The organism is Motilibacter rhizosphaerae (assembly GCF_004216915.1).
Classification (GTDB): Bacteria; Actinomycetota; Actinomycetes; order Motilibacterales; family Motilibacteraceae; genus Motilibacter; species Motilibacter rhizosphaerae.
Genome location: NZ_SGXD01000001.1, coordinates 222,616 through 239,333 on the forward strand (window position 1 = coordinate 222,616; position 16,718 = coordinate 239,333).

Genomic DNA, 16,718 nt, shown 5'->3' on the forward strand with positions numbered 1-16,718 from the left:
AGGTCAGGGCACGCAGAGGGGCCGGTCGCCAGACGACCGGCCCCTCTGCCGTGCTCAGCCGGTGCGCTCGACCGCCAGCGGCCGCTCCGCGGCGACCGTCAGCCGGTTGCCCGGCACGTCGACGTCGATGCGCACGGTGTCCCCGTCGCGCACGTCGCCGCCGAGCAGCGCCCGGGCGAGGTTGTCGCCGATCTCCTTCTGCACCAGGCGGCGCAGCGGACGCGCGCCGTACACCGGGTCGAACCCGCTCAGCGCCAGCCAGTCCCGGGCCGCGGGCGTCACGTCGAGCGTGAGCCGGCGGCCGTCGAGGCGCCGCTGGAGCGCAGCGATCTGCAGCTCGACGATGCGGCCGAGCTCCTCCGTGCCGAGCGCGTCGAAGACCACGACCTCGTCGAGCCGGTTGAGGAACTCCGGCCGGAAGGTCCCGCGCACGACCCCCATCACGGCCTCGCGCTTGGCCTCCTCGGACATCGTCGAGTCGACCAGGTAGACCGACCCGAGGTTCGAGGTCAGCACGAGGATGACGTTGCGGAAGTCGACCGTGCGGCCCTGCCCGTCGGTGAGGCGGCCGTCGTCGAGCACCTGCAGGAGGACGTCGAACACCTCGGGGTGCGCCTTCTCGACCTCGTCGAGCAGCACGACGGAGTACGGACGCCGGCGCACCGCCTCGGTGAGCTGGCCGCCCTCCTCGTAGCCGACGTAGCCGGGGGGCGCGCCGACGAGCCGGGAGACCGAGTGCTTCTCGGCGTACTCGCTCATGTCGATGCGCACCATCGCGCGCTCGTCGTCGAAGAGGAAGTCCGCCAGGGCCTTCGCGAGCTCGGTCTTGCCGACGCCCGTCGGGCCGAGGAAGAGGAACGACCCGGTGGGGCGGTTCGGGTCGGAGATGCCGGCCCGGGCACGGCGTACGGCGTCGGAGACGGCCTGCACCGCCTGGCGCTGGCCGATGAGGCGGCGGCCCAGCTCCTCCTCCATCCGCAGCAGCTTCGCGGTCTCGCCCTCGAGCAGCCGGCCGGCGGGGATGCCGGTCCAGGCCGCCACGACGTCGGCGACGTCGTCCGGGCCGACCTCCTCCTTGACCATGACGTCGGTGTGGCGCTCGGCGTCCTGGGCCGCGGCGAGGTCCCGCTCCAGGGCGGGGATCTCGGCGTACATCAGCCGCGAGGCGGACTCGAAGTCCCCGTCGCGCTGGGCGCGCTCGGCCTGCCCGCGCAGGTCGTCGAGCCGCTCCTTCAGCGCGCCGACCTTGTTGAGCCCGGACTTCTCCTGCTCCCAGCGCAGGTTCAGCGCGGTCAGCCGCTCGTTGTCGTCGGCCAGCCTCTTGCGCAGGGCAGCCAACCGCTCCTGCGACGCCGGGTCGTCCTCGCGCTCGAGGGCCATCTCCTCCATGCGCAGCCGGTCGACCGCGCGCTGCAGCTCGTCGATCTCGACGGGCTTCGAGTCGATCTCCATGCGCAGCCGCGACCCCGCCTCGTCGACGAGGTCGATCGCCTTGTCGGGCAGGAAGCGGGAGGTGATGTAGCGGTCGGACAGCGTCGCGGCGGCGACGAGGGCGGCGTCGCTGATGGCCACCTTGTGGTGCGCCTCGTAGCGCCCGCGCAGGCCGCGGAGGATGCCGATGGTGTCCTCCACGCTCGGCTCGCCGACCAGCACCTGCTGGAAGCGGCGCTCGAGCGCGGGGTCCTTCTCGATGTGCTCGCGGTACTCGTCGAGCGTCGTCGCGCCGACGAGCCGGAGCTCGCCGCGCGCGAGCATCGGCTTGAGCATGTTGCCCGCGTCCATCGCGCCCTCGCCGCCGGCACCCGCGCCGACGACCGTGTGCAGCTCGTCGATGAAGGTGACGACCTGGCCCTCGGACTGCTGGATCTCGGCGAGGACGGCCTTGAGCCGCTCCTCGAACTCGCCGCGGTACTTCGCACCCGCGACCATCGCCGCGAGGTCGAGCGCCACGAGCTTCTTGCCCTTGAGGCTCTCCGGGACGTCGCCGGCGACGATCCGCTGCGCGAGCCCCTCGACGACGGCGGTCTTGCCGACGCCGGGCTCGCCGATGAGGACCGGGTTGTTCTTGGTGCGCCGGGAGAGCACCTGCACGACCCGGCGGATCTCGCTGTCGCGGCCGATGACGGGGTCGAGCTCGCCGCCGCGCGCGCGGGCGGTGAGGTCCACGCCGTACTTCTCCAGGGCCTGGTAGGTCGCCTCCGGGTCCTTCGAGCTCACCTTGGTGGCGCCGCGCACGCCGGCGAAGCCGTCGAGCAGGCCCTCCGGGGTCGCGCCGAGCGTGGTCAGCAGCGTCGCGACCTCCCCGCCGCTGCGGGCCAGGCCGACGAGCAGGTGCTCGGTGGAGACGAAGGTGTCACCGAGGTGGCGGGCAGCCTCGCCGGCGCTGGAGAGCGCGTCGTAGGTCGGCCGGCTGATCTGCGGGGCGGCCACGCTGGAGCCGCTGGCGCTCGGGATCCGGGCGGCGAGCTGCTCCGCGCGGGCGCGCACGGTGCCGGGGTCCGCGCCCACCGCGGTCAGCAGCGGGGGCACGACGGTGCCGTCCTGCGCCAGCAGCGCGAGGAGGACGTGGACCGGCTCGACCTGGGCCGAGCCGGCGGCGGAGGCGCGGCGGACGGCGTCCGCGAGCGCTTCCTCGCTGCGGGTGGTGAACGAGCTGGTGTCCATCGTGGTGGGGGGTCTCCGGCGTCTCGAGGGTCCGTCAGGGCTGCCAGGAGGCGGCGGCGAGCGTGCCTCCTGGCACTCCCAACGTACCCAGAGTTGAGTGCATTCCGCTCAACTCTGCCGGAGCGCTACTTGAGCAGCTGCGCGCCCGCCCAGTCGGCGTGGTCGTAGTCCTTGCTGTCGCCGCCGGTGCTGACGACGAGGCGCAGCGTGCTGACGCCCGCCAGCGAGGCGGTCAGCACCTTGCCGCCGTCGGTGCCGCGGACCAGGCCGGAGTCGGCGAGCAGCGTGCTGCCGTTGAACAGCTGGAAGCGGACGCTGCCGTGGGCGCCCACCTCGTCGTCGACGCCGACGACGGTGGTGAAGGTCTTCGCCCCGCCCGTCGGGACGGTGATCTCCGAGGGCGCGTGCACGCCGAGGCCCATGCTGTACGCCGAGCCCCCGACCGTGATCTGGCGCCCGTCCTGCGCGCCCGCCTCACCGACGCTGCGGTCGCGCTCGACCGGACCCCACCCGTTGCTCACGGCCTTCCACGAGGTGGCGTCCGAGACCCAGGTGCGCTGCACGGTCGCGGTGGGAGTGGGCGTGGGGGTCGAGGCGGCCGGGGTCGTCGCGGCCGGCGTGGACACCGGCGGCGTCGACGTGGTGGGAGTCGAGGTGGTCGGGGTCGAGGTGGTGGGGGTCGAGCCGCCGCCGATGCGCAGGAGGGTCGGCTCGGTCGAGGACTCGAACGAGACGGTCGACGTGCCGGACGAGGACGACTGCGCCGCGGTCCCGAGCGTGGGCCGGTAGACCGTCACGCCCGCAGCGCCACCGAGGGACAAGGTGACCTGGCGCTTCGGCGAGGTGAGGACGTTCTTGCCGTCGAACTCCTTCTGCTGCTCCCACACCGCGAGCCAGTACGAGCCGTCGCGCTTCTGCAGCAGCAGCTGGCGGGTCTGCGGCCCCGTCCCCGCGAGGTCGTAGCCCAGCGAGCCGGGCGTGAACGCCGCCCCCTTGTCGGAGAGCAGCGAGATCATGCTCTGCAGCGCGGTGAACTGCGGCTTGGGGGTCCCGTCGTTGCGCACGAGGCCGTAGTTGGACTCGTACAGGTCGTTGGGGAACTGGTCCATCAGCTCGTAGGCGAACGTCCGCGCGTAGCCGTTGGCGTAGTGCTCGAGGAACAACCGGTCGAGGGCGTTCGGGACCTGCGCCGCCGGCAGCACGGTGTAGGGCGAGCCGTGCGAGCTGCTCGAGAACCCCGTCTCCGTGGCGACGAGGGGCTTCCCGGGAGCGATGACCCCGGAGTTCTGCTTGGCAGTGCGCATGATCTCGTCGGTCATCTGGTACTGGTAGCCCGGGTAGTCGTGCGTCGTCCCGTAGTCGACGTACGACCCGAGGTTGCCGACCGCCTGGTAGCGCGTGGGTTCGTTGGTGTCGGCCATCGAGGGGGCCAGCACGGGAACGCCCCTGAGGGCGGAGTTCCCGCGCACCGCCTGGGAGAGCTGGATCGTCCAGTTCCGCGCGTACGACGCCCAGCCGTCGCCCTGCGTGTCCCACTCGTTGAGCGGCTCCACCGCGTCGACCGCGGGCATCAGCCGGGAGCCCAGCATCGACGCAGCAGCAGCGGGTGTGGTGCCCGTGCGCGGGTCGACGACGAACGTGATGCCGATGCCGAGGTCGTGCAGCCGACCGCGCACCAGGGTGTCGGCGTAGGGCGAGCCCGTGCCCCAGCCGTCACGGATGTGCCGGACTCCCAGCTGCTGCAGGCGCTGCACGACGAGGTCGTGGTTGCCGTACGCCGTGTTGAGGTAGGTCAGGTGGGTCACGACGCCGATGGAGTCGACGAACCCGTCGGCAGGACGCGCCTGGTGCGGGGTCACGGCGGCCGCGGACGCGCTGGGCTGGACGAGGGTCGCGCCGGAGGCGGCTGCGAGGGCGAGGCCGGCGACGGCCGTCAGCGAGCGGAGGGAGCGGTTCACGAGGGGGGATCTCCTGGGTCCGGCGGCGAGCGCGCGCGAGCGCGCCTGCTGCCAGGCGTGGGCGGCGCACGGCGGCGCCTCGGACTGGACGGACCGGCCTGCTCCACGCCGTGCCCTGCGGCACAGCACGGCCCCCCCGGACCTCGTCGTCCACGGCCTGCCGCGCACACTACCGACTCCGCTTCGCGGCGCAAGGGTCGAGTTCTCCCTTCTGCGCCGCTTGTTCCGGTCTGGGTGGGAAGGTCGTCGAGTGTTCGTCCGCTGGTCACGGGCTGGTTGGTCGACTCCTCGTCGTGCCCGTCCGAGCACGGCGCGTCGCCTCTCGGTGTGAGGAGCCCCACACGCAGTCGAGCCCGTGCCTCCAGGGGAGGCACGGGCTCGGCAGCGCTGGACCGCTCAGCGGCCCGGCGGTCGCCACACGACGAGGGCCGTGGCGCTGCGGTCGAAGGGGACGAGGTCGCGGCGCACCGCCCGGACCGCCTCCGACGCGGCCTGGCGCACCCGCGAGTCCGTGCTGGCCCGGCTCGCGTCGAGCTCGGCCTGCAGCTCGGCCACCCGCGCGCGCAGCGCGTCGACCTGCAGCTCGAGCTCGAGGATCCGCTTCACCCCCGCCAGGTTGACGCCGTCGGCCGTCAGCCGCTGCACCTCGCGCAGCGCGGCGATGTCGCGCGCGCTGTAGCGACGGCCGCGACCCGTGGCCCGGCCCGGGGAGACCAGGCCGAGCCGGTCGTACTGCCGCAGGGTCTGCGGGTGCAGCCCGGACAGCTCGGCCGCCACGGAGATGACGTAGACCGCGGCATCGGCGTCGAAGGGCGCACCCGTCCCGCCCAGCCCCGCCCCGCTCACCGGCGTGCCGCCGCGAGCAGCTCGGCCCGCGGGTCCTCCCCGGAGGTCGCCGCGCGCAGCGCCTCCACGGCGGTGCGGGCCTCGTCGCTCAGCCGGGCCGGGACGGCGACCTCGACCGTGACGAGCAGGTCGCCGGTCGTGCCGTCCTTGCGCGGCACCCCGCGACCGCGTACGCGCAGGGTCCGGCCGCTCGGCGTCCCGGCCGGGATCCGCATGCCGACGGTCGAGCCGTCGATCGTCGGCACGCGCACCTCGGCGCCGAGGGCCGCCTCGGGGAAGCTCACGGGCAGGGTGAGCGTGAGGTCGTCGCCGCTGCGGGCGAAGACCGGGTGCGGGCGCACGTGGACCAGCACGAGCAGGTCGCCGGACGGCCCCCCGCGCTCCCCCGCGGCACCGCGGCCCTTGAGCCGGATCCGCTGCCCGTCGCGCACGCCCGCGGGCACGCGCACGGTGATCGTCTCGGAGGCCGGGGCGTGCCCGCTCCCCCCGCACAGCGGGCAGGGGTCGTCGACGACGAGCCCGCGACCGCGGCACGTGCGGCACGGCTCGGCGAAGGCGAAGCCGGAGCCGCCGCCGGTCGTGGTCTGGCCCGAGCCGCCGCAGGTCGGGCAGGTGTGCGGCATCTCGCCGCCGCGCCCGCCGGTCCCCTTGCACTCGGGGCACGGCTTCTCGCTGCTCTTGCGCAGCGGGATCGTGCGACCCTCGACGCTCTCGACGAACGAGAGCGTCACCTCGGACTCGACATCGGCGCCGCGCCGCGGCGCGGCGCCCGGGCGCCGCGCCCCGCCGCCTCCCCCGAACAGGCCGCCCAGCAGGTCACCGAGGCCCGCCCCCGACGAGCCGCCCGCCTGGGCGAACAGGTCCCCGAGGTCGAAGCCCTGCGGACCGGGGCCGCCGGCGCGGAACCGCCCACCGCCCGCGCCGAACAGCGCGCGGGCCTCGTCGTACTCCTTGCGGCGCCCCGCGTCCGACAGGACGTCGTAGGCCTCGGAGATCTCCTTGAAGCGCTCCTCGGCCGTGGCGTCGCCCTTGTTGGCGTCGGGGTGGGACTCGCGCGCCAGCTTGCGGTAGGCCTTCTTGATCTCGTCAGCGGGGGCGTCCTTCGAGACGCCGAGCGCCTTGTAGTAGTCCTTCTCCAGGTAGTCCTTCGTGCTCACCCGGCGTCCCCTCCTCTCAGCTGCTCGGCTCGGCGACGGCCACCCGCGCCGGGCGGACGACCCGCTCGCCGATCCGGAAGCCCGGCTGCAGGACGGTGACCGCGGTCGCGACCTCCACCTCGTCCGACTCCTCGTGCATCAGCGCCTCGTGGACGTTGGGGTCGAACGGGTCGCCGGGGGTGCCGAAGCGCTGCAGCCCGAGCTTCTCGACGACCGCGACCAGCGCGTCCGCGACGGCCTTGAACCCGCCGACGAGCTCGCCGTGCGCTGCCGCGCGGTCCAGGTCGTCGAGGACCGGGAGCAGCGAGGTCAGCACGTTGGCGAGCGCGGTCTCCTTGACGACCTCGCGGTCGCGGTCGACGCGCCGCCGGTAGTTGGCGTACTCGGCCTGCAGGCGCTGGAGGTCGGCGGTGCGCTCGGCCAGCTGGGCCTGCAGCGCGGCGAGCGCCTCGTCGCCCGGGGCGCTCCCGGCGGCCGCGCCGCCGAGGTCGTCCACGGCCGGCTCGCCGGGAGCCGGCGTGTCCGCCGGCTCCCGGAGGGCGCCCGTCTCGGGGTCGATGCGCCGCTTGTCGCGGACCACCGGCTCCTGCTCGGGGCGAGCGGTCCCCTCGCTCACTTGGCCTCGTCCTCGTCGATGATCTCGGCGTCGACGACGTCGTCGTGGGCGGCGCCACCGGCACCGGCCCCCGCGCTGCCCGCGTCGCCGGCGCTCGAGGCCTGGGCGTTCGCGTACATCGCCGAGCCGAGCTTCTGGCTCGACTGCGCGACCCGGTCGGTGCCGGCCTTGATGGCCTCGATGTCGGCCCCGCCGAGCGCGCTCTTCAGCGAGCCCAGCGCGTCCTCCACCTCGGACTTGAGGTCGCCCGGGACCTTGTCGGCGTTGTCCGAGAGGAACTTCTCGGTCTGGTAGACGAGCGTCTCGCCGGTGTTGCGGACCTCGGCCTCCTCGCGGCGGCGGCGGTCCTCCTCGGCGTGCGCCTCGGCGTCCTTGACCATGCGCTCGATGTCGTCCTTCGGCAGCGCCGAGCCGCCGGTGATCGTCATCGACTGCTCCTTGCCGGTGCCGAGGTCCTTGGCCGCCACGTGCACGATGCCGTTGGCGTCGATGTCGAAGGTGACCTCGATCTGCGGGACGCCGCGGGGCGCCGGCGGCAGGCCGGTCAGCTCGAACATGCCGAGCTTCTTGTTCATCGAGGCGATCTCGCGCTCGCCCTGGAAGACCTGGATCTGCACCGAGGGCTGGTTGTCGTCAGCGGTGGTGAAGATCTCCGAGCGCTTGGTCGGGATCGTCGTGTTGCGCTCGATGAGCTTGGTCATGATGCCGCCCTTGGTCTCGATGCCGAGGGACAGCGGGGTGACGTCGAGCAGCAGGACGTCCTTGACCTCGCCCTTGAGCACGCCGGCCTGCAGGCTCGCGCCCACGGCCACGACCTCGTCCGGGTTGACGCCCTTGTTGGGCTCGCGGCCGCCGGTGAGCTCGCGCACGAGGTCGGCGACGGCGGGCATGCGGGTCGAGCCGCCGACGAGGACGACGTGGTCGATCTTGTCGACCGCGACGCCGCCGTCGCGCAGGACGTTCTTGAACGGCACCTTGGTGCGCTCGAGCAGGTCCGCGGTGATGCGCTGGAACTCCGCGCGGGTCAGCGTCTCGTCGAGGAAGAGCGGGTTCTTCTCGGCGTCGACGGTGATGTAGGGCAGGTTGATGCTGGTCTGCTGCGACGCGGAGAGCTCGATCTTGGCCTTCTCGGCCGCCTCGCGGATGCGCTGCATCGCCATCTTGTCCTTGGCGAGGTCGATGCCCTGCGCGGCGCGGAAGCGCTCGACGAGCCAGTCGACGACGCGCTGGTCCCAGTCGTCGCCGCCGAGGAGGTTGTCGCCGCTCGTGGCCTTGACCTCGACGACGCCGTCGCCGATCTCGAGCAGGGACACGTCGAACGTGCCGCCGCCGAGGTCGAAGACGAGGATCGTCTGCTCCTTCTCGCCCTTGTCCAGGCCGTACGCGAGGGCCGCGGCCGTGGGCTCGTTGACGATGCGCAGGACGTTGAGGCCCGCGATCTCGCCGGCCTCCTTGGTGGCCTGGCGCTGGGCGTCGTTGAAGTACGCCGGCACGGTGATGACCGCGTCGGTCACGCCCTCGCCGAGGTAGGCCTCCGCGTCGCGCTTGAGCTTCTGCAGGACGCGGGCGCTGATCTCCTGCGGGGTGTACTTCTTGGCGTCGACCTCGACGGCCCAGTCGGTGCCCATGTGGCGCTTGACCGAGCGGATGGTGCGGTCGGGGTTGGTGACGGCCTGGCGCTTGGCGACCTCGCCCACGAGGACCTCGCCGTTCTTGGCGAAGGCGACGACGGAGGGCGTGGTGCGCGCGCCCTCGGCGTTGGCGATGACGGTGGGCTCCCCACCCTCGAGGACGGCGACTACCGAGTTGGTCGTCCCCAGGTCGATGCCGACGGCACGAGCCATGGTGGTGTTCCTCCGACTGTCAGTGCTGGTGATCTGCTGGTGGGTGCTGCGCGGGTCCTGCGGGACCTTGAGCCTCCTGGGCTCAAGGATCTCGACTGGTCCAACGGGCGTCAAGCCGAGTTGATTCCCCCCGGCTCAACTCTCCTCCGTCGGGGTGACGCACCCCTCCCCGCGCCGCCCGCGGGTGCGTGCACGTCCGCGGGCGGGGCATGATCCCGCGCGCCGACCGGGGTGGCAGGATCGCGGCGGGACGGGCACGAGCACGAGACGGGAGCACGCGATGGCGAAGCAGGGCGGCGGGGTCGGGTTCAAGCTGCTGACGGCCGGGGGGACGGTCGCGGCCGCCTGGGTGGCCCGCAAGTCCGTCACCACGGCGTGGAAGCTCGTCACCGGCAACGAGCCGCCGGCCAACCCCGAGGACCCCGAGGTGGAGTGGGCCGAGGCCGTCGGCTGGGCGCTGCTCTCCGGCGCGGTGATCGGCCTCGCCCGCCTCGCCGCCAGCCGCCAGTCGGCCGTCGTCTACCGCCGCGTCACCGGCGTCCAGCCGGCCGACGCGAACGCCGCCGCGAGCTGAGCCCCCCTCCTCCCGGAGGGCCGCGGCAGTAGCGCAGAGCGATCGCGCGGTCACGGGGGCGTACCCTGGTGGCGTGGCGGGGGACTCGGGGGAGCTCGACGCGCCGCGCGGGGAGCGCCCGCGCCGGCCGCGCTACGCCCTGCTGCTCGACCGGCTGAGCGACTTCGAGCAGGCACCCTGGCTGGGCGCGACCGACGGCGCCCGCGCCGCGGGAGCCGACCTGGTCGTGGTCGTCGCCGACGACGATCCCGGCTCCGCCGCCCCCTCGCACGCGCTCGACCTGCGCCGCACCGACGGGCTGCTGCTCTGGCCCGCCTGGCTGCTCCTCCGCCACGGCGCCGAGGCCGTGGGCGCCTGGGTCCGCTCGCTCGGCGGTCTCCCCGTGGCGACGGCCGAGGCCGCGCTGCCCGGGAGCATCCCCGGCGCCGTCCCCGTCCTCATGGCCGAGCGGGAGGCCGGGCGCGCGCTCACCGAGCACCTCCTCCTCGAGCACGGCGTGCGCCGGCTGGCCTTCCTGCGCGGTCCCGACGGCCACTCGGGGGCGGAGCGGCGGTTGGCCGGGTTCAGCGACGCCCTGCAGGCCCACGGCCTGGAGCCCGCGCTCGTCACGCAGCACGTGCCGGCGTGGGCGCCGGACGACGAGGGGACGCGCGCGGTGGTCGGGGGGCTGGTCGCCGATCCCGGCATCGAGGCGGTCGTCGCCGCCAACGACAACCTCGCGCTCGCGGTCGTCGCGGCGTACGAGGCCGCGGGCCGCCGCGTGCCCGCCGACGTGCGGGTGGTCGGGTTCGACGACTCGGTGGAGCCGGCGTACATCCGGCTCGGGAGCGCGGAGCCGGGCGAGCTCACCACGTCGAGCGCGGTGCTGCCGCTGACGACCGTCCGCTCGCCCTTCCGCGAGCTCGCCGCCGCCGGTCTCGCGGCCCTCGTCGCCGGCGGCGCTCCCGACCCCCTCCCCTGCCCGCTGGTGCTGCGCCGCTCCTGCGGCTGCCGGATGCCCGCCCGCCCGTCCGTCCGCCAGGCGGTGTCGCTCACCGCCAGGCTCGCCGAGGAGGTCGGCGCCGCCGCCGACGGCCTCCCGCCCGGCTGGGCCGAGGACCTGGCGGCGGCCCTCGACCGGGCCGGCTCCGACGAGGGCGCGGCGCTGGAGAGCGCGCTCGCCGACGTCCTGCGGGCGGCGGCGCAGTCCGGGGGCGGCGTCGAGGAGTGGTGGGGCGTGCTCGCCCTGCTTGCCGCGGCGGGCGGCGGGGACCCTGGCGTGGAGCGCGCGGTCGCCGCGGGCCAGGCGCTCTGGGCGCGCGCCCGCCGCATCACCGAGCGGCGGATCCGGGTCGCGCGGGAGACCGCCGAGGCCCTCATGGCGGCGGACACGCTCGACCGCCTGCGGGACCAGCTGGTGGAGCAGCTCCCCCGGCTCGGGATCCGCACCTGCTACCTCGCGCGCACCGACGAGTGCGGGCAGCGGGCCGCGCTGGTGCTCGGCTACGAGGACGGCCGGCGCCAGGACCTCCTCCCCGAGGACGAGCAGCTCGAGCCCGGCGAGCTGCTGGGCCCGCGGCGGTGGCAGCGCAGCGAGGGCCACGACCTGCTCGTCCTCCCCCTGCGCCGCGGGGGCCGCCCGCTCGGCCACCTCGTGGTCGAGCCGAGCGTGGAGGTCGGCTGGCTCTACGAGTCGCTCGCGAGGCAGGTCGCCGGCGCCCTGCAGACCGTCGGGCTGCTCGAGCAGCAGCGGCGGACGGCCGCGCAGCTGGAGCAGCGCGTCGCCGAGCGCACCGAGGAGCTGGCCGCGCGCGTGCGCCAGCAGGAGGTCGTCACCCGGCTCGGGCAGCGCGCGCTGCGCGGCGACCTCTCGGTGGACGCGCTGCTGCGCTGGACCCGTGGGCTGGTGAGGGACACGCTCGGGGTCGCCGTCTGCAGCCTGTTCGAGCTCGAGGGCGACGAGCTCGTCAACCGCGGCTCCGACGACGGCGCGATCCCGCAGCGCACCCCCGTGGCCCGCCTCGAGGGCACGACGATCGTGCGCGCGCTGCGCACTCGCCGCACCGTGCACGTGGCCGACTACGACCGGCAGGCCGACGACCCGCGCAAGCCCGGGACCGCCTCCGAGCACGTCCGCAGCGCGGCCTCGGTGCCCCTCGCGCGCACGCGCACCGAGGACGGGCCCGGCGCGGGCGAGCTGTGGGGCGTGCTGGCGGTGACCGACCCGCGCCCCGACGCGATCGGGGTGCAGGAGCGGCTCTTCCTCGAGCAGGTGGCGCAGGTGGTCGCGACCGCGCTCGCGCGCCGGCGCACCGAGGCCGAGGTCAAGCACCTCGCCCTGCACGACGCGCTCACCGGCCTGCCCAACCGCACGAACCTGCGCCAGGTCCTCGACGAGCAGCTCGGCAACGACGACGAGCAGCGCACCGGCGCGCTGCTGCTGCTCGACCTCGACCGCTTCAAGGAGGTCAACGACGCGCTCGGGCACGCGGTCGGCGACCGGGTCCTGCGCGAGGTGGCCCGCCGGCTGCGCGCCGCCGTCGGGGCGGACGGCGTGCTGGCGCGGCTCGGCGGCGACGAGTTCGCCGTGGTCGTGGGTCCGCGGCAGGGGCGCGACGCGGCCGTGGTCGTCGCGCGCAGCGTGCTGGCGCAGTTCGCGCCGCCGTTCCGCGAGGACGAGCTGGAGATCGACCTCAGCGTCAGCATCGGCATCGCGCTGAGCCCCCAGCACGGCACGGACGCCTCGCGCCTGCTGCGCCACGCCGACGTCGCGATGTACCGCGCGAAGAGCACGGGTGCCGGCTGGGCGGTCTACGACGAGCGCCTCGACGCCCCGCAGCTGCACCGGCTCTCCGCCATCGGCGAGCTGCGCGCGGCGATCGCGGGCGGCCAGCTCGAGGTGCACTACCAGCCGCTCGTCACCCTCGCCGACGGCGGCGTGCGCAGCGTGGAGGCCCTCGTGCGCTGGCGGCACCCCGAGCGCGGGCTCGTGCCGCCCGACCAGTTCGTCGAGCTCGCCGAGCAGAGCCGGCTCATCGGGCCCCTCACCCTCGCCGTGCTCGACGCCGCCGTCGCCCAGCACGCGGCGTGGCAGGCCGCCACCGGGACCGCGCCACGCATCGCGGTCAACATCAGCCTGCGCTGCCTCGACGACCCCCAGTCGTACGCCGCGATCCGCCAGCGCCTCGTCGACGCCCGCGACGTGCTCACCGTCGAGGTGACCGAGTCCGCGCTCGCCGGCGACGAGGCACGGCAGGCGCTGCTCGACCTGGCGCAGCAGGGCGTCGCCTGCTCCGTCGATGACTTCGGCACCGGCTACGCCAGCCTCGCCTACCTGCGTGACCTCCCGGTCAGCGAGCTGAAGATCGACCGGGCGTTCGTGCGCGAGCTGCACGTCCGCGCTCGCGACCAGGCGATCGTGCGCTCGGTGGTGCAGATGGCGCACGCCCTCGACCTGCACGTGGTCGCCGAGGGCGTCGAGAGCAGCGAGATCGCCGCGGTGCTCCGCGGGCTCGGCGTCTCCTCCGCGCAGGGCTACTACTGGTCGCGCCCGGTCGAGGGGGCCCTGCTGCTGCCGTGGTTCGCCGGAGCCCCGTCGCTGCGCTGAGCCGCGCTCAGCCCTCGACGCGGTGGAGCAGCGCGCCGGCCTGCGCCTCCGACTCCCGCGCCGGGTCGGACCGCCGGCCGAGCCCGAGCCCGTCGAGCACGACGTGGGCGAAGTCCTTGCGCCCGGTCGCGACCATCTTCGCGCCGGCGTACGCGGCGGAGGCGAGGTTGACGACCGCGGCCACCGCCCAGGGCCCGCGCTGCAGCTCCCACTGCAGCGAGCGCGGCTTGGCCTGGTCGTCGAAGGAGCCGTGCGCGCCGAAGTCCTCGCCCTCGGGGCCGTCCGCCGGCTCCCAGAGGTTGGCCGGGCGGTCCGGGCGCGCCGGCTCGCCCGTCTGCTGCGAGGTCCAGCCGGTGCGGCCGAGGTAGCGGTCGAGCAGGCCGGGCAGCAGCTTGTCGCCGAAGATCGTCGCGACGGCGCTGGAGCCGACGTAGTACTCGCGCCGCTCGGGGTGCTCGGCGGCCCAGACGATCGCCTCGGCCGCCACCTCCGGCTGGTAGATCGGCGGCACGGGCTGGGGGTGGTGCGGCAGCTTCGAGAGCACCCAGTCGAACTGCGGGGTGTTCACCGCCGGCAGCTGCACCATCGTGACGCGCACGCGGGTGCCGTCGTGGAGGAGCTCGGAGCGGACCGAGTCGTGGAACCCCTGGATCGCGTGCTTCGCCCCGCAGTACGCGCTCTGCAGCGGGATCCCACGGTAGGCGAGGGCCGACCCGACCTGCACGACCACGCCGCTGTCGCGGGGGAGCATGCGGTCGAGCGCCGCCTTGGTGCCGTGGACGACGCCGAGGTAGGTCACCTGCGTCGCGCGGGTGAACTCCTCGATGGAGGTCTCGGCGAAGGGCGCGAACACCGAGCTGAACGCGACGTTGACCCAGACGTCGATCGGGCCGAGCTCGTCCTCGACCCGCTGGGCCGCCCGCTCGACGGCCTCGTAGTCCGCCACGTCCGTCGGGACCTCGAGAGGCGTGCCCCCGCAGCGGCGCACGTCGTCGGCAGCTCCGGCCAGCCCCTTCTCGCCGCGGGCGAGCAGGCCGACCTTCGCCCCGCGGGAGGCGTACGCGCGGGCGACCGCCCGCCCGACCCCTCCGCTGGCACCCGACACCACGACGACCTGTGCGGCCACGACGCCCGACCTCCTCCATCAGTTGCACTTGTGCACATACCAGTACCCTGCGGGCATGGACCCACTCGCCCCGCTCGTGCTGCCGCCCGACGACGCCGAGCGCATCGAGATCGGTGGGGTGGAGCACGTCTTCCGGCTCAGCGCCCGTCACGGGGAGGGGCGGCTCGGCATCGAGGAGTTCGTGCTGCCCCCCGGCACCACGGGCGCCCGGCCGCACGTGCACGAGGCCCACGACGAGTACTTCTACGTCCTGTCGGGGGCGCTCACCCTGCACACCGGTCCGGGCGGGGAGCTCGAGGCGGGGCCGGGCGGCCTCGTCGCAGCGCTGCGCGGCTCGGTCCACGGCTTCCGCAACGCCGGCGCCGACCCGGTCACCGGCCTCGTGCTCTACACCCCTGCGGGCTACGAGCAGTTCTTCCGCGACGTGCACGAGGCGGTCGCGGGCGGGGAGCCGCTCAGCGACGAGCTGATGGCGTCCCTCCGCCCGCGCCACGCGACGCGCATGTGGACCGCGGACGAGGCCTGAGGCTCAGCTCTGCGGCGGCTCGTCCTTGCCGCTCTCCTCGGCCTCGTCGGCCTCCTCCTTCGTCGCGTGCACGGCGCCCTCGGCGTGCTCCGGGGGCCCGTAGACCGTGTAGAGCACGAGCGGGTTCGGGCCGGTGTTGACGAAGTTGTGCTTGGTGCCGGCGGGGACGGCGACGAGGTCGCCCTGCGTGACCTTGCGCTTCGACCCGGCAACGCGCGCCTCGCCGGTGCCGCTGACGAAGGTCAGCACCTGGTCGGTGTCCTCGTGGACCTCCTCGCCGATCTCGCCGCCCGGCGGGATGGTCATGATGACGAGCTGCGAGTGCTCCCCGGTCCAGAGGACCCGCCGGAAGTCCGCGCTCTGCTCGGCGACGGTCGCGATGTCGAAGTGCTCCATGATCGCGTGCTGCCCGCCGGCGACCGGCCCCAACCGCGGGTGCGCTCAGGAGGGGCGGGTGTTCGCCTGGTACTGCGAGGCGACCGGGCCCTGCTGCCCGACGTACTTCGAGCCGAGGTCGGGGTGGCCGTACGGCCGCTCGGCCGGCGCGTCGAGGGTGTGGAAGGACAGCTGGCCGATCCGCATGCCCGGCCACAGCTTGATCGGCAGGGTCGCGACGTTGGACAGCTCCAGGGTGATCTGCCCGCGCGTCCAGCCCGGGTCGACGAAGCCGGCCGTCGCGTGGATGAGCAGGCCGAGCCGGCCCAGGCTGCTCTTGCCCTCCACCCGCGCGACGAGGTCGTCGGGCAGCCCGATCGCCTCGAGCGTGGTGCCGAGCACGAACTCCCCGGGGTGCAGGACGAACGCGTCGCCCGCCGCGACCGCGACCTTCTCCATGAGGTCCGCCCGCCGGTCGTACGGGTCGATGACCTCCGCGGTGTGGTTGCGGAAGACGAGGAACTCGTCGCCGAGCCGGACGTCGACGCTCGCGGGCTGCACCTGGCTGGGCTCGATGGGCTCGACGACGAGCCGCCCCTCGGCGAGCAGGCGGCGGATCGTGCCGTCCGACAGGATCACGCGCGCGACCCTATCCCGCCAGCTGCGCCGCCCAGTGCGAGGATCCGCCCGTGGACGCCCCGACCGCCGGCCTGCTCGTGCTCGCCGGGCTCGGCGCCGGGCTCACCGGGAGCGTCGCCGGCCTCGCCTCGCTGGTGAGCTACCCGGCGCTGCTCGCCGCCGGGCTCGGCCCGGTGGGCGCCAACGTCACCAACACCGTCGCCCTGGTCGGCAGCGCCGTCGGCTCCGGGCTGGGCTCGCGCCCGGAGCTCGCCGGGCAGGGGCCGCGGCTGCGCCGGCTCTGCGCGATCGGGGCTGCCGGCGGCCTGCTCGGCGGCGCGCTGCTGCTCGTCACGCCCGCGGGGGGCTTCGCCCGCGTCGTGCCGTGGCTCATCGGCGGAGCCTCCGTCGCGATCCTGCTGCGCCCGCAGCGCGCCGCGCGCGAGCTGCACCCGGACCGGCCGCACCCCCGCGCGCTCGACGTCGCCGTCCTGCTCGTCGGGGCGTACGGCGGCTACTTCGGTGCGGCCGCGGGCGTGCTCATGCTCGCCGTCCTGCTGGCCGTGACCGGCGAGCCGCTGCCGCGGAGCAACGCGGTCAAGAACGTCGTGCTCGGCGTGGCCAACGGCGTCGCCGCCATCGCCTTCGCCGTGCTCGGGCCCGTCCACTGGGCGGCGGCCGTGCCGCTCGGCGCCGGCTTCCTCGCGGGCGGGCGGCTCGGTCCGGTGGTGGTGCGCCACGCGCCGGTGGGGGTGCTGCGTACGGTGATCGCCGGAGCGGGGCTGGTGCTCGCGGTCCGGCTGGGGCTGCAGGCGTACTGAGCGGAGG

The 16,718-nt window shown here is 74.6% G+C and carries 13 protein-coding genes; 4 read left to right on the top strand and 9 right to left on the bottom strand.

What is annotated here, in order from left to right; all coding sequences use genetic code 11:
* Positions 1 to 54: 54 nt before the first annotated feature.
* From clpB to dnaK, 6 genes are all read right to left on the bottom strand, one after another.
* Positions 55 to 2,664 (bottom strand): ATP-dependent chaperone ClpB, encoded by a 2,610-nt coding sequence (clpB, locus tag EV189_RS01070; protein ID WP_130491106.1) that lies wholly within the window; start codon positions 2,662 to 2,664, stop codon positions 55 to 57.
* A gap of 125 nt (positions 2,665 to 2,789) precedes the next feature.
* The gene (locus tag EV189_RS01075; protein ID WP_130491107.1) at positions 2,790 to 4,622 is read right to left on the bottom strand and encodes an NPCBM/NEW2 domain-containing protein; all 1,833 of its coding nucleotides are present in this window, start codon (positions 4,620 to 4,622) and stop codon (positions 2,790 to 2,792) included.
* A 396-nt stretch (positions 4,623 to 5,018) separates the two neighbouring features.
* Complete coding sequence (locus tag EV189_RS01080) at positions 5,019 to 5,468, bottom strand: heat shock protein transcriptional repressor HspR (RefSeq protein WP_130491108.1); 450 nt, start codon at positions 5,466 to 5,468, stop codon at positions 5,019 to 5,021.
* Positions 5,465 to 6,625 carry a molecular chaperone DnaJ gene (gene dnaJ, locus EV189_RS01085; RefSeq protein WP_130491109.1) on the bottom strand — a complete coding sequence of 387 codons (1,161 nt, stop codon included), beginning with the start codon at positions 6,623 to 6,625 and terminating at the stop codon, positions 5,465 to 5,467. The genes EV189_RS01080 and dnaJ overlap by 4 nt, the downstream gene beginning before the upstream one ends.
* A gap of 16 nt (positions 6,626 to 6,641) precedes the next feature.
* Positions 6,642 to 7,241, bottom strand: a complete 600-nt coding sequence (grpE, locus tag EV189_RS01090; protein ID WP_130491110.1) for a nucleotide exchange factor GrpE — start codon at positions 7,239 to 7,241, stop codon at positions 6,642 to 6,644.
* Positions 7,238 to 9,085, bottom strand: coding sequence for a molecular chaperone DnaK (dnaK, locus tag EV189_RS01095; protein WP_130491111.1), 1,848 nt, complete (start codon positions 9,083 to 9,085; stop codon positions 7,238 to 7,240). Before dnaK ends, grpE begins: the two co-directional genes overlap by 4 nt.
* A 280-nt stretch (positions 9,086 to 9,365) precedes the next feature.
* Between dnaK and EV189_RS01100 the strand changes: the two genes are divergently transcribed.
* Together EV189_RS01100 and EV189_RS01105 are read left to right on the top strand one after the other, a co-directional pair.
* A complete protein-coding gene (locus EV189_RS01100; RefSeq protein ID WP_130491112.1) occupies positions 9,366 to 9,659 on the top strand; it encodes a DUF4235 domain-containing protein in 294 nt (97 codons plus the stop codon).
* Positions 9,660 to 9,732: 73 nt separating this feature from the next.
* Positions 9,733 to 13,245, top strand: a complete 3,513-nt coding sequence (locus EV189_RS01105) for an EAL domain-containing protein (protein ID WP_130491113.1) — start codon at positions 9,733 to 9,735, stop codon at positions 13,243 to 13,245.
* Between the two features lie 7 nt (positions 13,246 to 13,252).
* Here the strand turns inward: EV189_RS01105 and EV189_RS01110 are convergent, their stop codons facing one another.
* Positions 13,253 to 14,371, bottom strand: coding sequence for an SDR family oxidoreductase (locus tag EV189_RS01110; RefSeq protein ID WP_130491114.1), 1,119 nt, complete (start codon positions 14,369 to 14,371; stop codon positions 13,253 to 13,255).
* 55 nt (positions 14,372 to 14,426) lie between these two features.
* Between EV189_RS01110 and EV189_RS01115 the strand changes: the two genes are divergently transcribed.
* Entirely contained in the window at positions 14,427 to 14,897 is a 471-nt protein-coding gene (locus EV189_RS01115) for a cupin domain-containing protein (protein ID WP_130491115.1), read from the top strand.
* Positions 14,898 to 14,900: 3 nt separating this feature from the next.
* Here EV189_RS01115 and EV189_RS01120 read toward each other — a convergent pair whose 3' ends face one another.
* Positions 14,901 to 15,293: a cupin domain-containing protein gene (locus EV189_RS01120; RefSeq protein WP_130491116.1), complete on the bottom strand. Its 393-nt coding sequence runs from the start codon at positions 15,291 to 15,293 to the stop codon at positions 14,901 to 14,903.
* A 45-nt stretch (positions 15,294 to 15,338) separates the two neighbouring features.
* Complete coding sequence (gene dcd / locus EV189_RS01125; protein ID WP_130491117.1) at positions 15,339 to 15,911, bottom strand: dCTP deaminase; 573 nt, start codon at positions 15,909 to 15,911, stop codon at positions 15,339 to 15,341.
* A gap of 50 nt (positions 15,912 to 15,961) precedes the next feature.
* Between dcd and EV189_RS01130 the strand changes: the two genes are divergently transcribed.
* On the top strand, positions 15,962 to 16,711 hold the full coding sequence (locus tag EV189_RS01130) for a sulfite exporter TauE/SafE family protein (RefSeq protein ID WP_130491118.1): 750 nt from the start codon (positions 15,962 to 15,964) through the stop codon (positions 16,709 to 16,711).
* Positions 16,712 to 16,718: the final 7 nt, after the last annotated feature.